This window comes from Ferrovibrio sp. (assembly GCF_036381655.1).
Classification (GTDB): Bacteria; Pseudomonadota; Alphaproteobacteria; order Ferrovibrionales; family Ferrovibrionaceae; genus Ferrovibrio.
In genome coordinates this window covers 18,226-43,415 of the sequence record NZ_DASVCJ010000025.1, presented here as the reverse complement: position 1 = coordinate 43,415, position 25,190 = coordinate 18,226, and the positions used below count along the sequence as shown (strand labels likewise).

The window sequence follows — 25,190 nt, the reverse complement described above, 5'->3', positions numbered from 1 at the left end:
GTCCCGCGACGAAGCGGCCGGACATTGCCGGTCGCCATTCTTCTCTGCCTGTCCATGCTGTCGGGATGCGACAAGCCGGCGCAAGGCCGCAGCGGAGCATATTCGGCCGCCGACGCAATCAGCGGCAAGCTGGCTATATATCACTATGGCTGCCCGACCTGCCATCGCATTCCTGGCATTGCCGGTGCGAATGCGTCAGTCGGCCCGAGCCTGGAGCGGATGGCGGAACGCCAGTATATCGCCGGCATCCTGGCGAACAGGCCGGACAACATGGTGGCCTGGCTGCTGGACCCGCCATCGCTGAAATCGGCCACCGCAATGCCGAAACTTGGCATGCCTCGCAGGGACGCCGAGGACATTGCCGCTTATCTCTATACCTTGCGCCGGTGATAATACCGCGGCGTCAGCGGCTCTGCTTGCCGACGATGCCGGCGGACAGCGCCATCCGGACAAGATGCGACAGGCTGTCCGCCTCCATCTTCTTCATCAGATTGGCGCGGTGGATTTCAACCGTTCGCGGGCTGATCTGCAGCTCGTAAGCAATGATCTTGTTGGGATTGCCGATAACGAGCTGTTCCAGCACGTCTCTCTCACGCGGCGTAAGCGCGGCGATCCGCGCCTGCAGCGCCTTCGAAGCGCTGGTTTCTGGATTGGGCCGGCGCTGCGCCCCCAGGGCGCGCCGCACCGCCTCCAGGATGGTTTCGTTGCCATAGGGCTTTTCCACGAAGTCGACTGCCCCGGCCTTCATGGCCTTTACCGCCAGCGGCACATCGCCATGGCCCGTCACCATGATGACCGGAAGAGAGGCTGCCTTCGCCGTCAAACGGTCCAGCAGCGCCAGCCCATCCATGCCAGGCATGCGCAGATCCGCCAGGACACAACCGCCTTCGTCAGGCGCGAATGCGCTCAGGAACGCTTCCGCCGTCGCATAGGTCTTGACGGTGAACCCCTGCGTCTCGAGCAGCGCCTGCAGTGACTCGCGCACAGCCTCGTCATCGTCCACGACAAAGATCGTCGCAGTATCGGTCATTCCGCTTGCCCTGCATTCGCCGAAGACGGCAGCACGAACCGGAAAGCGGCGCCGCCGCCCGGATTCTCCTCCGCCCAGATTCGCCCGCCATGGGCGTCGATGATTGATCTGCTGATCGACAATCCGATTCCCATGCCGTCCTTCTTGGTCGTTATGAAGGGCTTGAAGAGCTGATCCGCGACTTCCGGCGGGATACCCGGCCCGGTATCGATGATGGCGACCTCCTGATCGCCATTCGGATGCGCCTGCAGCCGGATGGTAAGTATCCGCCGCTCGGAACGCCGCAATACCTCTATCGCATTGCGGACAAGATTGACGATGACCTGCTGGATCTGGATTTTGTCGATGTGGACGGGCGGAAGCGTCGCCGAGAGATCGAAGATGACCTGAATGCCATCGACACGGCTGCCGACGGATGCAAGATGGCTGGCTTCCTCGACCACTTTGCCGAGATTCTCCTCCGTGCGCTCCACCGTGCCTTTCTCGACGAAGCTGCGCAGGCGGCGGATGATCTGTCCCGCCCGCTCGGCCTGGCTGGCCGCCTTTTCCATGAATTCGAGGGCACGGGGCGGGGCCGAGGCTGCAATAGCCAGAAGCTGCCTCGCCGCCTCGGTATAGTTCATGATCGCGGTGAGCGGCTGGTTCAGCTCATGCGCAAGCGATGAGGAAAACTGCCCCATGGCGTTCGTCCGCGACACATGGACCAGTTCCGCGGTCAGTTCCTGAACCCGCCGCGCCGCCTCATGGCGTTCGGTGATGTCTCTTACGACGCCGATGAAACCGCGGCTTTCGCCGATGGCCATTTCGCCGACCGACAGATCGATGGGAAATATCGCACCATCCTTGCGTTTTGCCTGAACCTCCCGCCCGGTGCCGATGATCTTCGCGACGCCGGTCGTGATGTAATTGTGCAGATAGCCGTCATGGGCACTGCGATACGGTTCGGGCATCAGCATGCTGACATTCCGGCCCAGCACCTCTTCCGGCTGGTATCCGAAAATGCGCATCGCGGCCTTGTTGAAAGTCTCGATACGGCCCTTGGCGTCGATCGCGATGATGGCGTCATGGGCATTGTCGATCACCGCGCGAAACCGCTCGGCGGCGTCGCGTTCGGAACTTCTCATCTGCTGATGGGCCGCCGCGCTATGACGCAGTTCCTCGGCCTGCTGGATCAATCTGGTCTCGGCCAGATAGACGTCGCGATATGCCATTCCCAGGACGACAACGATCAGCAGGGAAATCGAGACTCCCGCCAGAAGCCATAGCCATTGACCCCTGGTCAGCGGCCAGTCGAAACCCGGAGGCGCAAAGTAAAAAAGCGCGCCCAAGAGGGCCGCGCTCGTCGCTCCAACCCCGGCGATATAGATGATGCGCCGTCCGTCTTTCACGATCACAGGGCTCTACTAAGCATTCCGGGGAATGTAATTAACGCTAGAACCATTTTATGGTTTGTTCGCTCGCAAGAAAACTCTAATTTCCATATGGAATATGTTTTATGCCACCTTATCCCCGATTCGCGAAGCGACCGGCTTTATGAATAAGGCCACGACGGCAGGATGACGCCGCCGAATCTCGGCCTCCAGCGCCTCCACTTCTGTCTCGATAGCCGTCGTCGACAAGTCATCGGCAAACGCGATGTCCAATGCAACGACAATCTGGTCCGGGGCGAGATGGACGGTCATGATCCGGCCCGTTTTCTCGACCTTGCGGCGCCGCTCGCTGATGGTACGGATCGCTTCCGTGATCTCCGCCCCTGCCCGCTCGCCAATAAGAAGACCTTTCGTCTCGCGGGCCAGGACCAGAGCGGTAACCCCCAGAATCAAGCCGATCACCATCGAGGCGCCTCCGTCCGCGTAAGGCAAATCCAGTTCCGTCGCACCGAAATTGCCAAGCGCCGCCACGCATATGCCCAGGAGCGCCGCTGTATCTTCCACCACCACTATGAAGGAAGGCGGGTCCTTGCTTTGCACGATGGCCTGCCAGAAGCTCCTGCCGTTTGCGGTCCGTCTGAACTGCCTCACTGCGATGAGCCAGGATGCCGCCTCGAACAGGAAGGACAGGGCCAGAACCAGGTAGTTGGCAGCGGGATTCTGGATCGGCGTAGGCTCAAGCACATGCAGAACGCCCTTATACGCCGATACCGCAGCCCCCAGGGCAAAAAGCTGCAACGCAACGACAAAGCTCCAGAAATACAGTTCCCGTCCGTAGCCCAATGGATGGCTGCCGTCCGGCGCCTTTCCGGCCCGGCGGTAGCCATACAGCAGCAGCAGCTCATTCGCGGTGTCCACCAGGGAGTGCACGCCCTCGCTCAGCATCGAGGCACTGCCGGTGAAAAGGGCGGCGGCGAATTTCGTCGCCGCAACGAGGAAATTGCCGGCGAGTGCCGCATAAATGGACAGCTTGGAAGAGCCGCTTGCCATGGCTTATAAACACAAAGAGGCCCGGAATGGCCAATCGTCAAGTCGAAGGACGCAAGCCATGCAATTCGACAATCGCGCCGTGGTCGTGACCGGCGGTGCCGGGGCACTTGGCTCCGCCGTGGTAGAGACGCTGCTGCAGGCTGGCGCGCACTGCTATGTACCCGTTCGATCCGGCACTGTCAGGCCGCCACAGGGGGATTGTGTTACGTTCGTGACTGGCTGCGATCTCTCCAGTGAGGCGGCCGTCGAGGCTTTCTACTCGCGGATTCCAGATTTATGGGCCTCGATCCATGTCGCCGGCGGCTTCGCCATGTCAAAGCTGACGGAAACGAGCAAGGCCGATTTCGATCGGATGCTGGATACCAATCTCGCCTGTTGTTTTCTGTGCTGCCGAGCCGCGGCCCGGCGCTTCGGCGCCGCCGGGGGCAGGATCGTCAATGTCGCCGCCCGACCGGCATTGGAGCCTTGGCTGGGGGCGGGCATGGCTGCCTATACCGTCAGCAAAGCCGGCGTTGCCGCACTCACCGCGGCACTGGCCGCCGAACTGGCCGAACGCCGGATTCTCGTCAATGCCGTCGCACCGTCCACCATCGACACGCCGGGCAATCGCGCCGCGATGCCGAAAGCCGATCACACCTCCTGGGTCGCGCCGCAGGCGATTGCCAGGACGATCGCCTTTCTCGCATCGCCCGACAATATGGCGACCAGCGGCGCCGTCCTGCCCGTCTATGGGCGGGCATAGCCCGCCAAGGCAGCGGGCTGGCCAGCATTCAGGGAGGTCGATTATGGCAAAAGCGAAAAACATCCAGGTCAACAGGGATCGGTTGTGGGGAAGCCTGATGGAGATGGCGAAGATCGGGGCCACGCCGAAAGGCGGCTGCGCCCGCCTCGCCTTGACCGATCTGGACAAGCAAGGCCGAGATTTGTTCGTCCGCTGGTGCAAGGAGGCGGGCTGCACGATCACCATCGACCGCATGGGCAACATCTTCGCCCGCCGGCCCGGCAGGAACAACGAGCTTCCGCCGGTGGTGACCGGCAGCCATCTCGATACCCAGCCGACCGGAGGAAAGTTCGACGGCGTTTACGGCGTGCTGGCCGGTCTGGAGGTGATCCGCACGCTCAACGACTTCAACTTCGAGACCGAAGCGCCCATCGAGGTTTCGGTCTGGACCAACGAAGAGGGCTCGCGCTTCGCCCCGGCCATGGTGTCCTCCGGCGTCTTCGCCGGCGTCTTCACCGAGGAATACGGCCATAGCCGTACCGATCTCGATGGCAAAACCATCGGCAACGAGCTCAAGCGGATCGGCTATTTCGGCGACGCACCGGTCGGCGGCCGCAAGTTCAAGGCCTTCTTCGAGGCGCATATCGAACAGGGGCCGATCCTGGAGGGGGAAAAGCGGACCATCGGCGTGGTCCAGGGCATTCAGGGCATGCGCTGGTTCGAGGTGACACTGACAGGCACCGAAAGCCACGCCGGCACCACGCCGATGAACCGGCGCAAGGATGCCATGCTGGGCTGCGCCCGCATCGTCGACCGCATCAACAAAATTGCGCTCGATCACAAGCCGGGCGTCTCCACGGTCGGCCTCGTGAAGGTGAGTCCGAATTCGCGCAACACCATTCCGGGAACGGTGTTCTTTTCGGTCGACCTGCGGCATCCGCAGGATGCGGAATTGGCGAAGATGAAAGCCGATCTGGAGCGGACCTGCGCCGAAGTCTGCGGCGACCTTGGCCTGACTTACGACTGCAAGGAGGTCTGGGATTCACCGGCGGTGCATTACCATCAGGATTGCATTGCCGCTGTCCGCAAGGCCGCCGAGGAAGCCGGCTTTGCCCATATGGATATCGTCTCCGGGGCGGGCCACGATGCCGGCTATATCAATCGCGTCGCGCCCACAGGAATGATTTTCGTCCCCTGCGCCGACGGCATCAGCCACAATGAAGTCGAATCGGCAACGGCCGAGGATCTCGCGGCCGGCTGCAACGTCCTGCTGCGCGCGATGCTGGAGCATGCGGCCTGACGTGAAATACGTCAGATGGCGGCGGCGGCTTCAACGCATCCGGCTGCGGCAAGACAGCCGGGTTTCTATTCCGGGGCCGCCCCCTTTTTCATCAACTGCAGCAGGATCAGCATGCGATCCCGCTCCGCTTCCAGATCCGCAATGGATCGGCCTTTCGCCTCTTCGGCGACGCCCTCCACCAGGGCCTGCTTCGTCGCCTCGTCGAATCGCGGCTGCCCCAGCGATTCCCAACGGCGCACCTGGCTGGGCCCGAGATGATCGAGGTAATGCCGGATTCCGCCATCGCCGCCGCCCAGGTGATAGGTCATATGCGGCCCCATGATCGCCCAGCGCAGTCCGGGGCCGAAAGCCATGGCGGCGTCGATATCGGCCACGCTGGCGATACCCTGCTCCACCAGATAGACCGCCTCCCGCCAGACCGCCGAGGACAGCCGATTGGCGATATGGCCCGGCATTTCGCGGCGGAGCACGACCGGATGGCGACCGACCGACCGATAGAAGGCGACCGCCCGCTCCATGATGGCATCGGATTCTCCGACGATCTCGACCAGAGGTACCAGGTGCGGCGGATTGAATGGATGCGCGGTGATATGCCGTTCCCGATGCCGGCAATCCGCAATCAGCCGGCTGCGCAGCAGTGACGACGTACTGCCGGCGACAATCACCTCGGGCGGAAGCTGCGCGTCGATCTCGGCCAGAAGGCGCCGCTTGAGCTCTTCGTTTTCCGGCGCATTCTCCTGAACGAAATCGGCTCCGTTCAGGGCCGCAGACAATTCGGTCGTGAAGGTCAGCCTACCCTTTCCCGTGCAGCCTAACGCCGCCAGTTGAGGCAATGCCTTTTCGACCATCTTCAGAAGGTAGGCTTCCGATTTCGGCGCGGGATCCGTCGCCTGCACATCGAGCCCGTGGGCGAGGAAAAGAGCCGTCCAGCTTGCACCGACGGTGCCGCAACCGACCACCGCCACTTTCCGCGGAAGCTCCATCGCCTCTCCTAGCTGCCCGCCTGCGGGGCCAAATCCGTATCGGGACGAATTCTATGTCGCCGTAACAGCCAGAGAAACACAAAAGCTGCTGCCGCCACGCCCAAGCCATACCATGTCGGCAAGGCCGACAACGTGGCGATAGCCAAGAGCACTACGGCATTCACGATCCTGGAATCGAAGAACCGGGCGCCGCCGAAGAATGCAGCGAATGCCATGGTGAAAATGAACCCGGATAGCGCTGCCTCGGCAAAGTCGAGCCAGCTTCCCGCCGCCAGCATGCCGGGATAAGCGAGAAACATGAACGGGATCACGTATGTGACCGCGCCCAGTTTGCAGGCTTCGCGGGCGACGCTGAGCCAATGCGTCTGCGCGATGCCAGCCGCCACGAATACCGCAACGCAAACCGGCGGAGTGATGACGGATATGGTGGCGTAATAGAAGACGAACATATGGGCGATGATCGGCGGCACGCCAACCTTGATCAGCGCGGGCGCCATTACGGCGGCGACCAGCACATAAGCCGCCGTCGTCGGGATACCCATGCCCAGAATCATGCAGACGACGGCCGTCACAAGCGCGATCAGCCATACCGAATTTCCGGCCATGCTGACGATCACGGAGGACAGCGTCACGCCAAGGCCGGTCATATTGACCATGCTGACCAGGATCTGCGCCCCGGCCAGAAGGATGCCGATCATCACCAGCGCCTTGCCGGCATCCTCGAGGCTGTCGAGGATGAGCTTCAGGGTGGATCGGATATCCTTGGCGCTGTGCAGATTGAGAGCCAGGAAGCTTCCAAACAGGCCGATGATGCCGAAAAACGCCGACGTCTGCACCGACCGGCCGGTCAGGATGCCGAACAGCAAGGCTCCGAAGGCCATGATGATCGGCCCGGTCCGCCGCAGCGCAAGCACGCTGGCCCAGGATGGCATCTCCGATTCCGGCACCACCTTGAGACCGCGATTGATGGCGATGAAGTGAATGGTCGCGAAGGCACCGAGATAATAGAGGAAGGCGGGTAGGACGGCGGCCTTGGCGATGTCGAAATAGCTGCGGCCGATGATCTCCGCCATGACGAAGGCCGCCGCCCCCATGACCGGAGGGGCGATCTGGCCGCCGGTGGAAGCGACCGCCTCGATCCCGCCGGCCAGAGCAGGCGGGTATCCCAGCCGCTTCATCAAGGGGATGGTGAAATTGCCCGTGGTTGCCACATTGGCCACGGCGCTGCCGCTGATCATGCCGAACAGGCCGGAGGCGACTGTGGCAATCTTGGCCGCGCCGCCCGGCGAACGGCCGCTGAGCCGGACCGACAGATCCATGAATGTCTGGCCGCCGCCAGTGAACAGCAGAACGCTGCCAAACAGGATGAAGGCGCCGATCGTCGTGCTGGCGACTCCGACCAGCAGACCCCAGACGCCCAGATCGCCAAGCAGCAGCGTTTCCGTAACGAAATAGACATCGAAGCCGCGATGCCCGAGCGAGCCCGGTAAATACTGCCCCAGCAGCGCATAGGCCAGCCCCGCGGCAGCGATGCCCGGGAAGACCCAGCCGATGGCACGCCGCGACACCTCGAGGATCGTCAGCACCAGTCCGGCCGTCAATGCGATGTCGAGCGAGGTCGCCGTCGGCAGGCTTTCCATGATCTCGTCATAGTTGACGATCGTGTAGATGCAGGCGGCGAGCGATATGCCGCAGGCGGCGAGATCTATCGCCGCTCCCACCGGGCGCCAGCGCTTGCCGGCACCCAGTGGAAACATCAGAAGTCCGAGGATGACGATCAGCCCGATAAAGATCGCCCGCTGGATAAGGCCTTCGAAAGCGCCGAATGCCGACGTGTACAAGATGAACAGGCCGAGCAAGGCAGCGACTGCCTTTGTCGTTACGGCGTACATTCCAAAGGCCTCCCAGGGGCGTCCGTATGTGGCTTAGGAGGATTTCGGCATCAACTTTGCCGGAATGCTGACGTTATGCTCCTTGAGATAGCGGACGACGCCCGGATGCAGCGGGATCGTGCCATTCTCCACGGTCATCTTCACGAGATCCAGCCCTTTCAGGCTGCTGAGGGCGCCGGACTGCACGGTCTTGTCCTCGAAGACGGCCTTGGCGATCTGATAGGCGATCTCCTCGGGCAGGTCCGGGCGGGCATGCACGGCAAGGCCAAAGCTCCAGGTCGTATAGGCCGGAACGCCCTCCGCCGCGCCGGCAGGAACATCCACCACCGAGAGATCGGGGAAAGCTTCCGCCACCTTCCTTTTCTGCTCCGCATCGAGGGACAGGACCTTGATCGGCGTAAACGTCGCGATGTCGAGCGTCGAGCCGTCCAGCTTGTTGCCGACGCCGGATTTTACCGTGCCGATCACCCGGTTGTCCTTGATCGCATCGACGATGTCGGTGGTAGAGCCACGGACGTAATCAGGCGCGATCCCGAGCACCTTGAACACCGCCTCGGCCGTCTTTTCCGTGGCCGAGCCCTTGAGCCCCGGATTGAAGCGCTTGCCGTTCAGCTCGGTCAGCTTGGTCACGCCGCTATCCGCACGGACAAAGACGTTCTGCGGCGCGCCGGAATAGACGAACAACAGACGGTTGTCGATCTTCTTGTCGGCAAAGGCGCCCGAACCCGCATAGGCCTGATACCCGACATTGGTCGTCACCAGTCCGAGATCGATCTGCTTGCGAGAGATCCGGCGCAGGTTGTCCACCGTTGCGCCGGTTTCGACAACGGCGCTTTCGACATTCGGCACCTTGGCGTTGATGAGCTGCGAGAGGGCGACGAAATAGCCGTACTGGCTGGATGACGCCGAGGTTGCGCCGATGAGCAGCTTATCCTTCGCCAGGGTCGGCGTGGTCATCGACAATGCCGCGGCCATCGCCGCAGCGGCCAGAATCGTCTTCTTCATTTTACCGTTTCCTCCTTGTTTATTGGGCAAAGCGGCTCCGGCACCTGAACCGGAAGCGACAGGACCAGGAAAGAATGCGTCTTTCCGTGACCATCGAGATTGAGGGCATCGTTGACGCCGCCCTCGAGAACGTCATCTATGATGAAGTTGACCGCCCATAGGCGCGGCAACTCGAACCGCATGACGGATGTCGGCTTGCGATGGGCGAACACATCCCTGACCCGCTCGGTCGTGACCTGCTGGCAGATGATCGGGTAATACTCCTCCCGATAGGCAATAACGCTGACATTGAGGCGGTTGCCCTTGTCGCCGGCGCGTCCATGCGCGATCCGGTGCAGCGGCATTTCGAGCATGGCAGGCCTCATGTCAGGATCTCCACCCCGGCTTTGACCCGATCGCGCCGGATATAGGCCGACATGGTGGCGATGCGGCGGCGCGTGCCGCCCCGGACGCCGCCGCCTCCGGCAGGACCGCAGGTATAGAGCGCCAGAACCTCCTCGGCCACGCGATCCGCAACGGCGCGGTCCGGCGACGAACCGGCGATGCGCAAACGGGCATCGCTGCAGGCGGTCATATGCTGCTGCAGCCATTCGCCGCGATCGTCGTTAAACACGCTCGCCACGCCGATGATGTCGCCGCGGACGGCTATTTCGCCCTCCAGACGCCGGCGAACCACCTCCAAGGCCAGGCGGGCGCGCGCGGCCGCATTCGGGCCGGCATAGGAGATTTCTCCCTCGCCGAGCCAGCCGCCGTCCAGGCCGACGGTCACCTTCAGCCGGTCGGGCCTCGGATGTCCGGCCGCTCCGGTGACCCGTACCTCATTTTTGCCACGCTCCTCCAGCTCGACCGCCGTTATGTCCAGCGTTATGTCCGGCGTGAGATATCGGCTCGGATCGTGGATCTCATATAGGATCTGTTCGGCCACGGTGTGACGATCGACCAAGCCGCCGGTTTCCGCGGCCTTGCCGACGATGAAGCTGCCATCTCTTTGCATCGCCACGATGGGAAAGCCGATATCGTGCGGATCGGGAACGTCCTTGAAGCCCGGATCGGCGTAATAGCCGCCGGTAACCTGAGCGCCGCATTCGAGAAGATGGCCCGCCAGGGTGCCGCAGGCGAGCAGCCTCAGATCGTCGGCGTTCCAGCCGTGATAATGGATGAAAGGCGCCAGTGCCAAAGACGGGTCGGCGACGCGCCCCGTCACCACGATATCGGCACCGTCATTAAGCGCCGCGACCAGCGGCGCCGCCCCCAGATAGGCATTTGCAGAGACGGCATTGGCGAGATACAGCGGCCGGCCTGCCTCATCCTCGAGTTCCGCCATGAGGCTGGTGCCGATGAGATCGTCTCCCGTCACCACGCCGATCCGCATCGGACGGCAGCCGAGCCGCCGCCCCAGCGCGGCAATGACTTTCGCCGCTGCCATGGGATTCGCAGCGCCGAAATTCCCCAAGATCTTGATATTGTGCCGCAGGCAGGCATCCAGAATGGGCGCCAGGATGCGTTCCAGCAGCGGCTCGTAACCCTTATCCGGATTTTCCCTGCGGGCGAGCTGGGCCAGAGCCAGCGTTCGCTCGCCCAATGTCTCGAACATGATGGCGGCGGGGCGACCGGTGCGGATCAGGCTCTTCACCACCGGAGCGGGCGCATCGAGGCGGTCGCCGGAAAATCCTGCACCGCTGCCGGCGAAGACGATGTCGGTTGCCGCCACTTGGCTCCTCCCCACCATGTATTGGCGCGCCGTGCTCGGCGCGCAGCAGCAGATTGAAATCCCGCTACATATTTTACAAATGGATTTATTTTATTTATTTATAATCCATGTCTATCAATGTCACACTCAGACAGCTTCAGGCCTTCCGCATGATCGCGGACCTCGGCAGCTTCAGCGAGGCGGCCGAGCGCCTGCATGTGTCGCAGCCCGCCCTGAGCGCCACGATCCGGAAACTGGAAGAGACGCTGAATGCAAAGCTGTTCGACCGCACCACGCGACAAGTGCTGCTGACCGCCGAAGGCAAGGAACTGCTTCGGCTGGCCATGCGCCTGATCGATGAATTCGAGGCCGTCTCCGTCGATCTTCAGGATTATCTCGCCCGGCGCCGCGGCCGCGTGGTTGTCGCGGCCTTGCCGTCCATCGCCGCAGTCACCTTGCCGCCTGCCCTGGCGCAATTCAAATCCCGCTATCCCGGAATAGACGTGATGATCCGGGACACTTTGCACGACGAAATCCAGGACCTCGTCGAAAGCGGCGGCGCGGATTTCGGCCTGACCGTGGCGCCAAGCAAGGCGAAGGACTTCCACTTCCAACCGCTCATCGTCGACCGCTTCGTCATGATCTGCCGGCCAGATCATGCACTGGCCGGCAAGCGGGCCGTGACCTGGAGCCAGATGGTGAAGTTCCCGATCATCTCCATGGCGCGGACCTCCAGCGTCCGCCAGCATATCGACGCCGCCTGCGCGGCGGCCGGCATACCGGCGCAAAGCCAGTATGACCCCGAACATCTGGCCACCGTCGGCGCGCTGGTAAGCCAGGGCCTGGGCATCGCCGCCCTGCCGTCGCTCACCACGCCGCTATTGAAATTCGCCGGCTTGACCGAAGTGCCCATAAGGGACCCGATCCTGCATCGGACCATGGGGATCATTCAGCGCAAGGGCCGCACCGCTTCCGTCGCGGCGGCGGATCTGATTGCCACGCTCCGGCAGCAATGCTCCTAGTGCCGGCTGGATAGCTGTTCCAGCGGCAAAGCGGTCCGGTAGCTGACCTGCTTGAGCGCGAAGGACGACTTTATATTGGTCACGCCCGGAATGCGGGTCAGCTTCTCCAGCAGGAATGTCTGGTAGCTGCCGAGATCGGGAACGACAACCCGCAGCAGATAATCGGCATCGCCTGTCATGAGGTGGCATTCCATCACCTCGGGATAGGAGCGTACCGCCGATTCAAATATCTGCAGCGCCTCTTCGACCTGACGCTCCAGGGTGACGCTGATATAGACGCTGACATGCAGGCCGATCTTCGCCGGGTCCAGCAATGTCACATACCGGTCGATGATGCCTGCGCGTTCCAGCGCCTGGACCCGCCGGGCGCAGGGCGAGGCAGACAAGCCGACGGCTTCCGCCAGTTCGACATTGGTCAATCTGGCCTCCTCCTGCAGCTTTGCCAGGATTCGCAAATCCGTTGCGTCCAATTCGAAATCAGCCATTTTTCACCCCGAACTCGGCCATTTGAGCCAGATTCAACCAATATACTCGGAAGATATGGAAACATTCGCAAGGATTCGCCGCCGAGATCCGGATTAGAACAGCTTCCGAGACCAGTGAGGGAGCTTGCCATGACCACCGATCCAATCGTGACCTGCCTGGCCGAACTGGAGAGGAAGGTCCTCTGGCTGTCCAGCTGGGTGATCCACAACGCCAATCACCTTCGCCCCAACACGGATGGCCTGAAGGTGGGTGGTCATCAGGCCTCCTCGGCATCGCTGGCCACGATCATGACGGCACTGTATTTCGCGGCGCTGCGCCCGCAGGACCGGGTGGCGGTCAAGCCGCATGCCAGTCCGATCTTCCATGCCATCCAGTATCTGCTTGGCCGGCAGAGCCGCGAAAAGCTGGAGCAGTTCCGCGGTTACAAAGGGGCGCAATCCTACCCGTCGCGGACCAAGGATTCCGGCGACGTGGACTTCTCCACCGGATCCGTCGGCCTGGGTGCCGCGCTGACCATCTTCGCAAGCCTGGCGCAGGATTATGTGAAGGCGCATGGCTGGGCGGCCGATCAGCCGGAAGGGCGCATGATCGCCCTGGTCGGCGACGCCGAGATGGACGAGGGCAACATCTTCGAGGCGCTGCTGGAAGGCTGGAAGCAGGGCCTGCGGAACTGCTGGTGGATCATCGACTACAACCGGCAAAGCCTGGATGCGGTGATCCGCGAAGGACTTTATGCCCGTTTCGAAGCGCTGTTCCGTGCCTTCGGCTGGGATGTCGTCGTCCTGAAATACGGCTCGCTCCTCGAAGAGGCATTCCGCGAAGAGGGCGGCGAACAGTTGCGGGCATGGATCGACCGCTGCCCCAACCAGCTCTATTCCGCCCTCACCTTCCAGGGCGGCGCAGCCTGGCGCAAGCGCCTGCTCGACGATATCGGCGATCAAGGCGCGGTCACACGGCTGCTCGAGCGCCGCAACGACGCCGAATTGGCTCGGCTGATGACCAACCTGGCCGGCCATGATCTGCCCACCCTGCTGGAAGCCTTCCGGACCGCAAGCCGGCATGATCGCCCGGTATGCTTCCTGACCTATACGATCAAGGGCTATGGCCTTCCGCTTGCCGGCCACAAGGACAATCACGCCGGCATCATGACCCCGCAGCAGATGGAAAGCTTCCGCGCGGCGATGAACATACGGCCCGGGCGGGAATGGGATCCCTTCGAAGGCCTTGCCCTGCCACGGACGGAACTCGAAGCCTTTCTGGCCAAAGTGCCCTTCAATGCCGAATGGCCGCGGCGCAGGCGCAGTGCCGCCATTCCGGTTCCGCAAACGCTGGCGGTCCCGCATCAGCCGGAGATGTCGACCCAGACTGGCTTCGGCCTGATCCTGAACGAACTGGCGAAATCGCAGGAGGCGCTTGCCGAGCGCATCGTCACGACCTCGCCGGATGTCACGGTATCGACCAATCTCGGCCCCTTCGTGAACCGCCGCGGCCTGTTCGCGCGCGAAGCGATGGCTGACCTGTTCAAGCGCGAGCGCATCCCTTCCACCTTCAACTGGGATTTCTCGCCGAAGGGCCAGCATGTCGAACTCGGCATCGCGGAAATGAATCTGTTCCTGCTGCTCTCGGCTCTCGGCCTGTCCGGATCGCTGTTCGGAGAACGGCTCTTGCCTATCGGCACCCTGTACGATCCCTTCATTGCCCGCGGCCTGGATGCGCTCAACTATGCCTGCTATCAGGATGCCCGCTTTATCCTGGCGGCAACGCCCTCCGGCATCACGCTGGCGCCGGAAGGCGGGGCGCATCAATCCATCGGCACGCCGCTGATCGGCATGGCGCAGGATGGCCTGGCCGCCTTCGAGCCGGCCTTCGTGGATGAGCTGGGCATCATCCTGCGCTGGGCCTTTGACTATCTGCAGCGCGACGGCAGCGACGAGCCGAGCGGGCATACATGGCTGCGCGACGAAATTGGCGGTTCGGTCTATCTGCGCCTGTCGACCCGGCCGATCGAACAGCCGGCGCGCAATATCGACCCGCCGCTGGCCGAAGCGATCATCAACGGCGCCTATTGGCTGCGGCCGCCGGGGCCGAATCCCGATGTCGTGGTTGCCTATACGGGGGCGGTCGCGCCCGAGGCAATCGAGGCGGCGGGCCTGATGGCCGAGGATCGGCGGGATGTCGGTCTGCTGGCGATCACCTCTGCCGACCGCCTGAATGCCGGCTGGACCGCCGCCCAGCGAGCGCGCGAGCATGGCCTGCGGCATGCCCACAGCCACATAGAGCGTTTGCTGGCGCCGCTGCCTTCCTATTGCGGGATCGTGACCGTGCTGGACGGCCATCCGGCCACCCTTGCCTGGCTCGGCTCAGTGCATGGCCATCGCACGCGCTCGCTGGGTGTCGAACATTTCGGCCAGTCCGGCGCGATCGGCGATCTCTACCGCCATTACGGCATCGATGCCAACGCCATCGTGGCGGCGGCGCAAAGCATTTCGCCCAGCCGGCCGATCCGTCACCTCAAGGCATTGCCTTGATGTCGGCCTAAACGCCCAGATAGATCTGGCGGATGTGATCGTCGTTCTTCAGATCCTCCGCCCTGCCCTCGCGCACGGCACGGCCATGTTCGAGCAGATAGACCCGGTCGGCAATCGTGAAGGTCGAAACCGCGTCCTGCTCGACGACGAGGATCGCGGTGCCGTCCTCGCGGATCCGCCGGATCGCATCGAAAATCTGCATCTTCAGCCGATGTGCGATACCGACCGATGGCTCGTCGAGGAGCAGCAGTTCCGGCTTTCCCATCAAGGCGCGCCCGATGGCGACCATCTGCTGCTCGCCGCCCGACAATGTGCCCGCCTGCTGCTTCTGGCGCTGCTTCAGGACGGGAAAGAGACCGTAGACGCGTTCCAGATCGGCGGCAACGCCGGCCGGGTCGCGCCGCAGATAGGCGCCGAGCTGCAGATTCTTCAAGACCGTAAGTTCCGGGAACAGCCGCCGTCCTTCCGGACAATGGCAGATGCCTCGCCCGACCAGCTTATGCGCCGGCATGCCGATGATCGACTGCCCCTTGAAGCGCAACTCGCCCTGGCCCGGGACCATACCCGATATCGCCTTCAGCAACGTCGTCTTGCCGGCGCCATTGGGGCCCAGAACGCCGATCAATTCTCCCGGCGCCACTTGCAGGCTGACCGATTCGAGTGCGATCGCCTTACCGTAGCGAACCTGGAGATTGCTGATCTCAAGCAGCGCCAAGGCCCGCCTCCGTACGTCCGATATAGGCCTCGACCACCCGGGGATGGCGCACGATCTCCGAGGGGCTGCCTTCCGCTATCACCTCGCCGAAATCGACAGCGATCACCCGCGAGACCAGCGCCATGAATTCGCGCAGCTTATGCTCGATGATGAGGATCGTGAGATTCTCCTCGCCATGCAGCTTGCGGATAAGCTGCGCCAGAGGTCCGATTTCGCTGCTGCCGAGCCCGGCGAAAGGCTCGTCCAGCAGCAGCAGCCTCGGCTTCGTCGCCAGCGCGCGCGCAATCTCCAGGCGCCGCAGATCGCCGTATGGCAGGACTTCCACCGGCTGCTGGGCTTTCTCGCCGAGCCCGACCTGCTCCAGAATGAGTTTCGCGCGCTCCGAACTGCCCTGCTTCTGGCGGCTGCGCGGCGACAGGCAGGCAACCAGCACATTTTCCAGAACGCTCATGCCCAGGAACGGCCGCGTCAGCTGGAAGGTGCGCGCCACGCCCTGATTGACGATCCGATACGGCGGGAGGCCGCGCAGATCCTTGCCGTCGAAATTAATGCTGCCGGCATCCGGCGGAATGAAGCCGGTCAGCAGATTGAACATGGTGGTCTTGCCGGCGCCATTCGGGCCGAGAATGCCGACGATCTCCCCATGCTTGACCGAGAAGCTGACATTGTTGACCGCGACGAGGCCGCCAAAGCGCTTGCGCAACCCGGATACTTCCAGCAGCGGAGCGCTCATCCGACCGCCTCTTTGAACCGCCGCCAAAGCGGCGCCAGAAGACCGCCGGGGACGAAAAACAGGATCAGGATCAAAACGAGTGTATAAATCCAGAGGCGGTATTCGCCGAAGCCACGCAGCATTTCGGTCAGCAATGTGAGCAGGATGGCGCCCAAGGCCGGTCCCCAGATCGACCCCATCCCGCCGACATAGACCATGATGATCACGGTGATCGAGGTGACGACGGCGAAGAGCGGCGGGCTGACCTGAAGCTGGTAATGCGCGTAGAGTGCGCCGCCCAGGCCGGCAAAGGCAGCGCTGATCATCAGCGAGCCGATCTTGTAGAATGTGATGTTGATGCCGGAGGCCTGGCAGGTCGCCTCGTCGCCGCGGATGGCGCGCAGCAGCAGCCCCCAAGGCGACCTGGCCAGCAGCGTCAGAACCGCCACGGTCAGCACCAGGGCGCCCAGAACGAACCAGTAATAGTAAAGCTGCGAATATATGAGCGGCTCAAGCCCGTACAGTCCCTCCTCGCCGCCGGTGACCTCCCAGAAGATCAGCATCAGCCGCTGCATGATCGCGGCCGCCGACAGCATGGCCAGGGCGAAATAGGGGCCGCGCAGGCGCAGGGTGGGAAAGCCGACCACGACGCTGAACAGAACGGCCACCACGACCGAGGCCGGCAAGCTCCACCACGGGTCGGCAAAAAATTTCGTCCCGAGGAATCCGGCGGTGTAGGCGCCGGCGCCGATGAACAGCGCATGGCCGAAATTTTCGCGTCCGGTCAGGCCGGACATGAAATCCCAGCTTGCCGCCCAGATGCCGTAAATGGCGCAGACGGTCAGCACACCGGTCAGGTAGCCGCTGCCGATCAGGACCGGAGCAAGCGCGAGCGCCGCCACGACGATCACGGCACCGGCGATATCGAGTTTATCGATCCGCAGCATCAGAACGCCGCCCGGCGGCCGAACAAACCGGCTGGCCGCAACAGCAAGGTCAGGACGACGGCCACCAGGGATACCAGTTCGGTCCACGACGTCGAACCGAGATAGGCAACGATCGTCTCGGAATAACCCAGCAACAGAGAAGCCATGATGCTACCGGGGATCGAGCCCAGACCGCCGACGATGACGATGGCGAAGGCCTTCACCATCGGCAGCAGGCCCATCGAGGGCTGCACGGTAAGGAAAGGCGCGACCAACAGGCCGGCAAGCGCCGCCGTTCCCGCCGAAATCGCCATGACGATCGAGAAGATCCGATCGCTCGGGATACCCATATACTGGGCCGCTTCGGCATCCTGGGAGATCGCCAGTATCGCCGAGCCGAGCCGCGTGCGCTGGATGAACAGCCAGAGCCCGCCCAGCACGACGACGGCCACCGCCAATGCCAGCATGCGCTGGCCGCTGACATCGACCCCGCCGATCGTCAACTTGTCGCCGACAAAGGACGGAACGTTGCGGTATTCCGAACCGAAGACGAGGAACAGCGCCTGCTCCACCGCCAGCGATACCGCCAGGGTGATCATCAGCACGGCGAGCTGCGAGCGGCGCAACGGCCGCACCAGATACCGCTCCATCAGCACGCCGAAACCGGCAACGAAAAGCACCGCCAGGGCGGCGGCCGGAATCAACGGCAGCCCGACCGAGGTCAGGAAGAAGGTGGCATAGGCGCCCAGCGCGTAGAATGCGCCATGCGCCAGGTTCAGGATCCGCGCCACGCCGAAGATCAGCGTGAAGCCGATCGCCAGCATGGCGTAGATCGCGCTGGTCACCGCGCCATAGACAATGATCTCTAGCATCGGCCGGCTATGACCCTACGGGACTGGCCAGGACAAACGGCAACCTGCAAACCGGGTTTCGTCCAGCTATTGCATCCACGGCGGAGCAATCATTTTCCCCGTCGCTATTTCCTTCGGCCACACGATGACCCGCTCGCCGTCCTTCTGCCACTGGGCGAACAGCAGATTGACGTAGCCCGGCCCGTTCTTGACGTCATGCATCTCGTCAAAGACGACCCTTCCCGCCACGCCGGTATAATCCGTCTTCTCCAGTTCCTTGATCACCGCATCCGGATCGGTCGTCTTGGCGCGCGCCACCGCCTCGGCATAGATATGAGTCGCGTCATAAGCGCCGACACCGGTATAGACCGGGGCCGTACCGGCCCGTTTCACGAATGCATCCCAGAAAGGTATCGTCTTCGGCGTAAGCGGAGCGCGGACGGCGAAATTGCCGACGGTCTCGCTGATCGCCTTGCCGCTGACGCGGGTGAAGAAGTCCGCATCCTGGCTTTTGACGTCGATGCCGCCGATGGGGATCGGGAAGCGCGCGTCATACCATTGCTTGACGAAGACGTCGGACGAGGCATGCGACAGGATGACGATCAGATATTGCGCGCCGCTGTCCTTCACCTTGGCCAGGAGGGGAGAGAAATCCGAGGTCGCGGTATCGAAGAACTCGCTGAGCACGACCTGCGCGCCGGCCTCGGTGGCGCCCTTCTTCAGGATGGGGACCAGGTCCTGCACCCATTTGGCATTCTCGCCGATGATGGCGATCTTATCGAGCTTCATCTCCCCCTTGAGCTTGCCGCTGATGAAATCGACCAGCCCTTTGGCCTGGTAGGCGGCGTTGATGGGGAACGCGCGGAAGATGTACTTGTAATGCTCGTAATCGGCTTTCACGCGCTGCGTGATCGCCGGCGATGCGGCGCCCACGCCGATGTAAATCGTCTTGGCCCGCGCGATATGCGGCAATTGCGCCAGGGTGACGCCGCTGGTGTATCCGCCGATCAGCACATCGACCTTTTCGTCCGCGGTCAGCTTCTTGATGGCGGCGATCCCCTGCTCCGGGTTCTCCGTTTCGTCCGCCACGACCATTTCCAGCTTGCGGCCAAGCAGGCCGCCCTTGGCGTTGATCTCCTCGATCGCCATGCTGATCGCGGTCTGCGTATCGCGCCCGACCTGCAGCTGAATGGAGGTCGGGACGCCGATACGGATGGGTTTGCCGCTCTGGGCCAGAGACGCCGATGAGTGGAGTGCCATGCCAGTGGCAAGGAAACCGGCAAGACACGCAAGCAGATACCTGATGAATCCCAACATCAGTTTCCTCCTCATATCTCGCGACGGCGATGACCGCAGCGGCTTCTATTTTGGAAAAGACTGCACAGGGGATTGGAGGGAGTCAACTCCATTGTATACAAACCGCCCCCTCGGCCGGCGTTCAGGCAAGCACCAGACCGCGATCTCTACCGATCGCGGGAGACTTCGGCGCAATATTCAATCGTCAATGCTCGCAGGGACTTGTCCCGGACTGCTCCCCGCATTGCCACCGATCGACGTCGAGCCGATGCTTGCAGGGCCAGACCCGATCCCAGCCATGGCATTTGGGAAGCCGGGCGTGGAACAGGCGGGCCAGTCGGTTGTTTCCAACGCCGCTTGGAGGCCTGGAATGCGACGCCGCTATCTCATCTTCGAACGGGACGATCTGTGGTATGTGCGCCGGCAGGGGAAAACCTATGGCGGCTATCTCACCGCGAGCCGTGCCCTGCGGCATGCGGTGAGCCTGGCGGAAAAATCCCGAAGCGAAAGCCGGAGCGAAAGCCGGAGCGCAAGCCGGGGCGCAAGCCGGGGCGAAAGCTGTGTCATGCTGCTGCAGCCATCGGGCGAGACCAGGCTGTTATGGGAGAGCCGCGACAGCCGCACGGAAAGCTCCGCGATCCGTCGTCCGATAGTGTCCTCCCGCAACCTCCCGCCTCCGTCCACCGGCAATGGCGCTTTGTCCTCGGCGCTCCATGCGGACGAATAGACCGGAGACTACTGCTTCCGGCGCTGATACTGGTCGATGCCGACCGCGGCGAGCAGCACAAGGCCCTTGATGACCTGCTGGTAATCGATCCCGATGCCAAGGATCGACATGCCGTTGTTCATGACGCCCATGATCAGCGCGCCGACCACGGCGCCGGTCACTTTGCCGACGCCGCCCGAGGCCGATGCGCCGCCAATGAAACAGGCGGCGATGACATCGAGTTCAAAGCCCAATCCGGCCTTCGGCGTGGCCGTATTGAGGCGCGCAGCAAAAATCAATCCGGCCAGCGCGGCCAGAACCCCCATATTGACGAAGGTGAGAAAGGCCAGCCGTTCGGTCTTGATGCCGGAAAGCTTGGCGGCTTTTTCATTGCCCCCCAGGGCGTAGATACGGCGGCCGATCACCGTCCTGCTGGTCACGAAGCGGTAGAACAGGATCAAGGCGAACATCACCACGAGCACATTCGGCAGCCCCCGGTAGGTGGCGAGCTGATAACTGAAGGCAATGATCAGCAGTGCCATGGCGCCATTCTTGGCGGCATAGACGATGATCGGCTCCGGCTCGACGCCCTGCCGCTGCTCGAGAAGCCGGCGCCGCCAGTTCAGGAATGCCAGCACCACCGCAAGCGCGACGCCGACCAGCATCGATGTGATGCGAAGGGAATCGCCGCTGACGATGTCGGGAATGAAGCCGGAGCTCAGCTTCTGGAAGGCCGGCGGAAACGGACCGACCGAACGCCCCTGCAGAACCGCCAGTGTCAGCCCCTTGAAGACCAGCATGCCGGCCAGAGTGACGATGAAGGATGGGATGCGTAAATAGGCGATCCAATATCCCTGCGCCGCGCCGATCACACCGCCGGCGATCAGGCACAGGATGGCGGCCAGGATGAAATGCACATGAAACTGCACGATCAGAACCGCCGCAAGCGCGCCGATGAAGCCGAGAACGGAGCCGACCGACAGATCGATATGGCCGGTGACGATGACGAGCAGCATGCCGAGCGCCATCACCACGATATAGCTGTTCTGCAGGACCAGATTCGTCAGGTTGAGCGGCCGCAGCAGGGTGCCGTCGGTGACGAACTGGAAAAAGACGATGATGGCGAACAGGCAGAGGATCATGCCGTATTCGCGCAAGCCGCTATACAGCCCGGCGGTGGAGACCTGGGGCGACGCGGCCTGCGGGCGAGAAGCGATTTCGCTCATTCAGTTCAGCCCTCCCGATCTTACGATGGCCCGCATGATGGCCTCCTGCGAGGCCTCGCCTCTGGTGAACTCGGCAACCATGCGTCCGCGGTTCATAACATAGATCCGGTCGCACATGCCGAGCAGCTCCGGCATTTCCGAGGAGATCATGATCACGCCTTTGCCCTCACGGGCCAGTTCGTTGATGATGCTGTAGATTTCGTACTTCGCACCGACATCGATGCCACGGGTCGGCTCGTCCAGGATCAGGACCTCCGGATCGGCAAAAAGCCATTTGCTCAGAACCACCTTCTGCTGATTGCCGCCGGACAGATTGACCGCGGCCTGGGCCACGCTGGGACAGCGGATATTGAGACGGCTGCGAAAGCCTTCGGCGACGCGCCGCTCGCGCGGAGCACTGATGACGCCGGTTTCCGATACCTTCTCGAGGCTGGCCAGGGTGATGTTGGAACGCACATCCTCTTCCAGGATGAGGCCGAAGCTCTTGCGATCCTCGGTCGCGTAGGCGAGCCCGGCCTTGATCGCTTTGGATACGCTGGACAGTTCGACCGGCTTGCCGCAGATCCGCGCCTCTCCCGAAATGCCTTGCCCATAGGAACCGCCGAAGACGCTCATGGCGAATTCCGTCCGGCCGGCACCCAGCAGTCCGGCGATGCCCACGACCTCGCCGCGCCGCACCGACAGATTGACCCCGTCGACGACGACGCGCTGTGCGTGGGTCGGATGGCGCACGGTCCAGTTGCGGACTTCGAAAAGCGTTTCGCCGATCCGAACGCCTTCGCGTGGCGGGTAGCGGTGCGCCATGTCGCGCCCCACCATGCCCCTGATGATGCGGTCTTCGTCGACTTCCCCCGCCGGCCCGACGATCGCAGCGCGATCCAGCGTCTCGACCGCGACGCCATCCCGCAGGATCGTGACGGTATCGGCGACCTTCGCAATCTCGTTGAGCTTATGCGAAATCAGGATCGACGTTATCCCCTGCCGCTTGAAGGAGGTCAGCAGGGACAGCAGGGCATCGGCATCGCTTTCATTGAGCGATGCCGTCGGCTCGTCCAGGATCAGCAGCCGCACGCGCTTGGACAACGCCTTGGCGATCTCGACAAGCTGCTGCTTCCCCACGCCGATATCGGCAACAAGGGTTTCGGGCTCCTCATCCAGCCCCACCTTGGCGAGCAGCTCGCGCGTGCGCGCCATGGCCAGCGGCCAGTCTATCACGCCATAGGAAGAGACCTCGTTCCCGAGAAAGATGTTCTCGGCGATGGAAAGCTGCGGCACCAGGGCGAGTTCCTGATGGATGATGATGATGCCGCGGGCCTCGCTGTCGCGGATGCCGGCGAACTTCTCCTCCCGCCCGTCGAAGGAGATCGTACCTTCGAAACTGCCATGCGGATAAACCCCGCTCAGCACCTTCATCAGAGTCGATTTGCCGGCGCCGTTTTCGCCGACCAGCGCATGGATCTCCCCTGCCCGAACCCGCAGGCCGACATCGCTGAGCGCCTTCACCCCCGGGAAGGCCTTGGTAATCCCCCGCATTTCGAGAATGGTGCTCATGTTCAGCCCCGTCTCGCTGGAAGGCCGGAAACGCGGCGCCCGTTCCCGGCCTTCGCGCCAGTCCTACTGGATTTGCGACAGCTTGTAGTAGCCGCTGTCGACCAGCACCTTCTTCCAATTGGTCTTGTCGACCACGACAGGCTTCAAGAGATAGGACGGAACCACCTTGACGCCGTTTTCATAGGTCTTGGTGTCGTTGACCTCCACCTTGCGTCCGCTGACCAGCGCGTCGGCCATTTCGGCCGCAACCTTGGCCAGATCGCGGGTATCCTTGAACACCGTCGAAGTCTGATCGCCGCGCAGAATGGCCTTTATCGACGGTATTTCGGCATCCTGCCCGGTGATGACCGGCATCGGCTGATCGGCGCTGCCATAGCCGACGCCCTTGAGCGAGGAAATGATGCCGATGCTCAGGCCGTCATACGGCGAGAGAACGGCATCCACCCGTTTGTCGGTATAGAAAGCGCTGAGCAGGTTGTCCATGCGGGCCTGCGCGGTGGCACCGTCCCAGCGCAAAGTGGATACCTTCTCCATGCCCATCTGCTTGCTCTGCACCACCAGCTTGCCGCTGTCGATATAGGGCTGCAGAACGGACATCGCGCCGTTGTAGAAGAAATAGGCATTGTTGTCGTCGGGCGATCCGCCGAACAATTCAATGTTGAACGGCCCCTTGCCCTCCTTCAGGCCGAGCGCCTTTTCGATATAACCGCCCTGCAGGACGCCGACCTGGAAATTGTCGAAGGTGGCGTAATAATCGACATCCGGCGACTTCCGGATCAGGCGATCATAGGCAATCACCTTGATCCCCTGTTCATGCGCCTGCTTTAGGGCGTCGGAGAGCGTGGTCCCGTCGATGGCGGCGATGACCAGCACCTTCACGCCCTTGGTGATCATGTTTTCCACCTGGGCAAGCTGGTTCGGGATATCGTCTTCCGCATATTGCAGATCGGCGTCGTAGCCCTTTTCCTTGAGCGTCTTGACCAGATTATTGCCGTCATCGATCCAGCGCGCCGAGGATTTCGTCGGCATCGAAATGCCGATCGTGCCCTTCGACTTGGCGAAGCCCGCATTGGCAAAAGCGAATGCAGCGACCAGGACGCTGCAGGTCATTATGGCTAGCCTTTTCATGTTTCCTCCCTGTTTTGACGTGTCAGCCGCTATCGAGGGCGATGGACGAAAGTCGCTTTCAGACCCAGCCTCCATCGACGACGTATTGCTGGTTCGTGCACCCGCTCGCTTCGTCGGAGGCGAGAAACACCGCGAATTTGGCAATATCGGCAGGATAGAGTTTGCGCTTCAGACATTGGCGCGCGTAGATCTCCTGCTCGGCTTCCGGCGTTACCCAGAGAGCGAGTTGGCGTTCGGTCATGACCCAGCCCGGCGCTATGGCGTTCACGCGGATGCCGTAGGCGCCGTAATCGCGCGCCAGGGAATAGGTCAAGCCGAGCACGGCGGATTTGCACGCCGTGTAGGCGGCCATGCCGCCCTGTCCGATCATCCAGGATATCGAACCGAAATTGACGATGGCGCCCGCGCGCCTCGCCTTCATGTCGGGTAGAACCGCCTGGGCGGCGAAGAACTGATGCTTGAGGTTTACGGCGATGCGGCCGTCCCAGTAGGCCTCGGTGACCTCTTCGGTCGCATGGCGCTCGTCATTGGCGGCATTGTTCATCAACACGTCGATTGGTCCGAAAGCGTCGCGAATGCGTCCGATGGCGGCTTGCAGCGCCGGAATATCGGTCAGGTCCGCATGCTCGTAACGGCTGGTGCCGCCGCTCCGTTCCACCTCTTCAACGAGAATCCGGGAAGGATCATCGGCAATATCGATGAAGCCCACCTTCGCCTTCTGGCGGGCGAAGTGGCGGACCAATTCGGCACCAATGCCTGAACCGCCGCCGGTGACGAGCACCGTTTTGCCTTCCAGGTCTGGATAGATCGCGGCCATCGCCAGTCCCTAGTTCCGTTTCCTCAAAAGTCATTTAATATGACTATTAGGATCTCATGCAATATGGCAAATTAGAAAAGGTAAAAATATTGACGGCGCGCGAAGCAAATCGGGGGAGGAAACTGCCATGGCATCAGTCGGATGGAATTCGCATACTGGTGTCTTCACTTTCTACGGCCTGCTCA

Annotated in this window: 24 protein-coding genes; 6 read left to right on the top strand and 18 right to left on the bottom strand. The window is 62.4% G+C overall.

All coding sequences use genetic code 11. From position 1 onward, the window contains the following. The first annotated feature begins 24 nt into the window (after positions 1–24). Positions 25–390: a cytochrome C gene (locus tag VF194_RS05095; protein ID WP_330888680.1), complete on the top strand. Its 366-nt coding sequence runs from the start codon at positions 25–27 to the stop codon at positions 388–390. Between the two features lie 13 nt (positions 391–403). Here the strand turns inward: VF194_RS05095 and fixJ are convergent, their stop codons facing one another. From fixJ to VF194_RS05080, 3 genes are all read right to left on the bottom strand, one after another. After that, positions 404–1,030 carry a response regulator FixJ gene (fixJ, locus tag VF194_RS05090; protein ID WP_330888678.1) on the bottom strand — a complete coding sequence of 209 codons (627 nt, stop codon included), beginning with the start codon at positions 1,028–1,030 and terminating at the stop codon, positions 404–406. Continuing rightward, positions 1,027–2,424 carry a PAS domain S-box protein gene (locus VF194_RS05085; protein WP_330888676.1) on the bottom strand — a complete coding sequence of 466 codons (1,398 nt, stop codon included), beginning with the start codon at positions 2,422–2,424 and terminating at the stop codon, positions 1,027–1,029. The genes fixJ and VF194_RS05085 overlap by 4 nt, the downstream gene beginning before the upstream one ends. Before the next feature lie 99 nt (positions 2,425–2,523). Continuing rightward, positions 2,524–3,450 carry a cation diffusion facilitator family transporter gene (locus VF194_RS05080; protein WP_330888674.1) on the bottom strand — a complete coding sequence of 309 codons (927 nt, stop codon included), beginning with the start codon at positions 3,448–3,450 and terminating at the stop codon, positions 2,524–2,526. 58 nt (positions 3,451–3,508) lie between these two features. On the opposite strand from VF194_RS05080, the gene VF194_RS05075 reads away from it, so the two are divergent. After that, positions 3,509–4,192, top strand: coding sequence for an SDR family NAD(P)-dependent oxidoreductase (locus VF194_RS05075; protein ID WP_330888672.1), 684 nt, complete (start codon positions 3,509–3,511; stop codon positions 4,190–4,192). 43 nt (positions 4,193–4,235) lie between these two features. Continuing rightward, positions 4,236–5,471: a Zn-dependent hydrolase gene (locus tag VF194_RS05070; protein WP_330888671.1), complete on the top strand. Its 1,236-nt coding sequence runs from the start codon at positions 4,236–4,238 to the stop codon at positions 5,469–5,471. 65 nt (positions 5,472–5,536) lie between these two features. Here VF194_RS05070 and VF194_RS05065 read toward each other — a convergent pair whose 3' ends face one another. Genes VF194_RS05065 through VF194_RS05045 form a run of 5 tightly spaced genes read right to left on the bottom strand, consistent with a single transcriptional unit; the run spans position 5,537 to position 11,062 of the window. After that, positions 5,537–6,454, bottom strand: coding sequence for a 3-hydroxyacyl-CoA dehydrogenase NAD-binding domain-containing protein (locus VF194_RS05065; protein ID WP_330888669.1), 918 nt, complete (start codon positions 6,452–6,454; stop codon positions 5,537–5,539). Between the two features lie 8 nt (positions 6,455–6,462). After that, the gene (locus VF194_RS05060) at positions 6,463–8,346 is read right to left on the bottom strand and encodes a TRAP transporter fused permease subunit (protein ID WP_330888668.1); all 1,884 of its coding nucleotides are present in this window, start codon (positions 8,344–8,346) and stop codon (positions 6,463–6,465) included. A gap of 33 nt (positions 8,347–8,379) precedes the next feature. Continuing rightward, positions 8,380–9,351, bottom strand: coding sequence for a TAXI family TRAP transporter solute-binding subunit (locus tag VF194_RS05055; RefSeq protein WP_330888667.1), 972 nt, complete (start codon positions 9,349–9,351; stop codon positions 8,380–8,382). Beyond that, on the bottom strand, positions 9,348–9,704 hold the full coding sequence (locus VF194_RS05050) for an AtuA-related protein (protein ID WP_330888665.1): 357 nt from the start codon (positions 9,702–9,704) through the stop codon (positions 9,348–9,350). The genes VF194_RS05055 and VF194_RS05050 overlap by 4 nt, the downstream gene beginning before the upstream one ends. 8 nt (positions 9,705–9,712) lie before the next feature. Further along, positions 9,713–11,062, bottom strand: a complete 1,350-nt coding sequence (locus VF194_RS05045; protein WP_330888663.1) for an acyclic terpene utilization AtuA family protein — start codon at positions 11,060–11,062, stop codon at positions 9,713–9,715. Between the two features lie 107 nt (positions 11,063–11,169). Between VF194_RS05045 and VF194_RS05040 the strand changes: the two genes are divergently transcribed. Continuing rightward, on the top strand, positions 11,170–12,063 hold the full coding sequence (locus tag VF194_RS05040) for a LysR family transcriptional regulator (RefSeq protein ID WP_330888662.1): 894 nt from the start codon (positions 11,170–11,172) through the stop codon (positions 12,061–12,063). Here the strand turns inward: VF194_RS05040 and VF194_RS05035 are convergent. After that, positions 12,060–12,548, bottom strand: coding sequence for an Lrp/AsnC family transcriptional regulator (locus VF194_RS05035; RefSeq protein ID WP_330888660.1), 489 nt, complete (start codon positions 12,546–12,548; stop codon positions 12,060–12,062). The genes VF194_RS05040 and VF194_RS05035 overlap by 4 nt on opposite strands. 129 nt (positions 12,549–12,677) lie before the next feature. Between VF194_RS05035 and VF194_RS05030 the strand changes: the two genes are divergently transcribed. Then, a complete protein-coding gene (locus VF194_RS05030) occupies positions 12,678–15,077 on the top strand; it encodes a transketolase-like TK C-terminal-containing protein (protein WP_330888658.1) in 2,400 nt (799 codons plus the stop codon). A 7-nt stretch (positions 15,078–15,084) separates the two neighbouring features. Here the strand turns inward: VF194_RS05030 and VF194_RS05025 are convergent, their stop codons facing one another. The 5 genes from VF194_RS05025 to VF194_RS05005 all read right to left on the bottom strand — a co-directional run bounded on the left by VF194_RS05025 (position 15,085) and on the right by VF194_RS05005 (position 19,598). Beyond that, positions 15,085–15,792: an ABC transporter ATP-binding protein gene (locus tag VF194_RS05025; RefSeq protein WP_330888656.1), complete on the bottom strand. Its 708-nt coding sequence runs from the start codon at positions 15,790–15,792 to the stop codon at positions 15,085–15,087. Then, entirely contained in the window at positions 15,779–16,525 is a 747-nt protein-coding gene (locus VF194_RS05020; RefSeq protein ID WP_330888654.1) for an ABC transporter ATP-binding protein, read from the bottom strand. The genes VF194_RS05025 and VF194_RS05020 overlap by 14 nt, the downstream gene beginning before the upstream one ends. Further along, positions 16,522–17,451 carry a branched-chain amino acid ABC transporter permease gene (locus tag VF194_RS05015; RefSeq protein WP_330888652.1) on the bottom strand — a complete coding sequence of 310 codons (930 nt, stop codon included), beginning with the start codon at positions 17,449–17,451 and terminating at the stop codon, positions 16,522–16,524. Before VF194_RS05015 ends, VF194_RS05020 begins: the two co-directional genes overlap by 4 nt. Further along, the gene (locus VF194_RS05010; RefSeq protein ID WP_330888650.1) at positions 17,451–18,302 is read right to left on the bottom strand and encodes a branched-chain amino acid ABC transporter permease; all 852 of its coding nucleotides are present in this window, start codon (positions 18,300–18,302) and stop codon (positions 17,451–17,453) included. Before VF194_RS05010 ends, VF194_RS05015 begins: the two co-directional genes overlap by 1 nt. A 66-nt stretch (positions 18,303–18,368) precedes the next feature. Beyond that, entirely contained in the window at positions 18,369–19,598 is a 1,230-nt protein-coding gene (locus tag VF194_RS05005; protein ID WP_330888648.1) for an ABC transporter substrate-binding protein, read from the bottom strand. A gap of 349 nt (positions 19,599–19,947) precedes the next feature. Here VF194_RS05005 and VF194_RS05000 point away from each other — a divergent pair, with 349 nt between their 5' ends. Continuing rightward, positions 19,948–20,304, top strand: coding sequence for a hypothetical protein (locus VF194_RS05000; RefSeq protein ID WP_330888646.1), 357 nt, complete (start codon positions 19,948–19,950; stop codon positions 20,302–20,304). An 8-nt stretch (positions 20,305–20,312) separates the two neighbouring features. Here the strand turns inward: VF194_RS05000 and mmsB are convergent, their stop codons facing one another. The 4 genes from mmsB to VF194_RS04980 all read right to left on the bottom strand — a co-directional run bounded on the left by mmsB (position 20,313) and on the right by VF194_RS04980 (position 25,005). Beyond that, the gene (mmsB, locus tag VF194_RS04995) at positions 20,313–21,509 is read right to left on the bottom strand and encodes a multiple monosaccharide ABC transporter permease (protein WP_330888644.1); all 1,197 of its coding nucleotides are present in this window, start codon (positions 21,507–21,509) and stop codon (positions 20,313–20,315) included. Next, positions 21,510–23,060: a multiple monosaccharide ABC transporter ATP-binding protein gene (gene mmsA / locus VF194_RS04990; protein WP_330888642.1), complete on the bottom strand. Its 1,551-nt coding sequence runs from the start codon at positions 23,058–23,060 to the stop codon at positions 21,510–21,512. Positions 23,061–23,123: 63 nt separating this feature from the next. Beyond that, positions 23,124–24,170 carry a multiple monosaccharide ABC transporter substrate-binding protein gene (gene chvE, locus VF194_RS04985; protein WP_330888640.1) on the bottom strand — a complete coding sequence of 349 codons (1,047 nt, stop codon included), beginning with the start codon at positions 24,168–24,170 and terminating at the stop codon, positions 23,124–23,126. Positions 24,171–24,246: 76 nt separating this feature from the next. Next, on the bottom strand, positions 24,247–25,005 hold the full coding sequence (locus VF194_RS04980) for an SDR family NAD(P)-dependent oxidoreductase (RefSeq protein WP_330888638.1): 759 nt from the start codon (positions 25,003–25,005) through the stop codon (positions 24,247–24,249). Positions 25,006–25,190: the final 185 nt, after the last annotated feature.

Excerpts from the sequence above, each read along its gene's own strand:
- VF194_RS05010 (WP_330888650.1), bottom strand. The coding sequence starts at position 18,302 with ATGCTAGAGATCATTGTCTATGGCGCGGTGACCAGCGCGATCTACGCC.
- chvE (WP_330888640.1), bottom strand. The coding sequence starts at position 24,170 with ATGACCTGCAGCGTCCTGGTCGCTGCATTCGCTTTTGCCAATGCGGGC.
- mmsA (WP_330888642.1), bottom strand. The coding sequence starts at position 23,060 with ATGAGCACCATTCTCGAAATGCGGGGGATTACCAAGGCCTTCCCGGGG.
- VF194_RS05035 (WP_330888660.1), bottom strand. The coding sequence starts at position 12,548 with ATGGCTGATTTCGAATTGGACGCAACGGATTTGCGAATCCTGGCAAAG.
- fixJ (WP_330888678.1), bottom strand. The coding sequence starts at position 1,030 with ATGACCGATACTGCGACGATCTTTGTCGTGGACGATGACGAGGCTGTG.
- VF194_RS04980 (WP_330888638.1), bottom strand. The coding sequence starts at position 25,005 with ATGGCCGCGATCTATCCAGACCTGGAAGGCAAAACGGTGCTCGTCACC.
- VF194_RS05005 (WP_330888648.1), bottom strand. The coding sequence starts at position 19,598 with ATGTTGGGATTCATCAGGTATCTGCTTGCGTGTCTTGCCGGTTTCCTT.
- VF194_RS05055 (WP_330888667.1), bottom strand. The coding sequence starts at position 9,351 with ATGAAGAAGACGATTCTGGCCGCTGCGGCGATGGCCGCGGCATTGTCG.
- VF194_RS05015 (WP_330888652.1), bottom strand. The coding sequence starts at position 17,451 with ATGCTGCGGATCGATAAACTCGATATCGCCGGTGCCGTGATCGTCGTG.
- mmsB (WP_330888644.1), bottom strand. The coding sequence starts at position 21,509 with ATGAGCGAAATCGCTTCTCGCCCGCAGGCCGCGTCGCCCCAGGTCTCC.
- VF194_RS05060 (WP_330888668.1), bottom strand. The coding sequence starts at position 8,346 with ATGTACGCCGTAACGACAAAGGCAGTCGCTGCCTTGCTCGGCCTGTTC.
- VF194_RS05040 (WP_330888662.1), top strand. The coding sequence starts at position 11,170 with ATGTCTATCAATGTCACACTCAGACAGCTTCAGGCCTTCCGCATGATC.
- VF194_RS05050 (WP_330888665.1), bottom strand. The coding sequence starts at position 9,704 with ATGCTCGAAATGCCGCTGCACCGGATCGCGCATGGACGCGCCGGCGAC.
- VF194_RS05065 (WP_330888669.1), bottom strand. The coding sequence starts at position 6,454 with ATGGAGCTTCCGCGGAAAGTGGCGGTGGTCGGTTGCGGCACCGTCGGT.
- VF194_RS05075 (WP_330888672.1), top strand. The coding sequence starts at position 3,509 with ATGCAATTCGACAATCGCGCCGTGGTCGTGACCGGCGGTGCCGGGGCA.
- VF194_RS05000 (WP_330888646.1), top strand. The coding sequence starts at position 19,948 with ATGCGACGCCGCTATCTCATCTTCGAACGGGACGATCTGTGGTATGTG.
- VF194_RS05030 (WP_330888658.1), top strand. The coding sequence starts at position 12,678 with ATGACCACCGATCCAATCGTGACCTGCCTGGCCGAACTGGAGAGGAAG.
- VF194_RS05080 (WP_330888674.1), bottom strand. The coding sequence starts at position 3,450 with ATGGCAAGCGGCTCTTCCAAGCTGTCCATTTATGCGGCACTCGCCGGC.
- VF194_RS05070 (WP_330888671.1), top strand. The coding sequence starts at position 4,236 with ATGGCAAAAGCGAAAAACATCCAGGTCAACAGGGATCGGTTGTGGGGA.
- VF194_RS05020 (WP_330888654.1), bottom strand. The coding sequence starts at position 16,525 with ATGAGCGCTCCGCTGCTGGAAGTATCCGGGTTGCGCAAGCGCTTTGGC.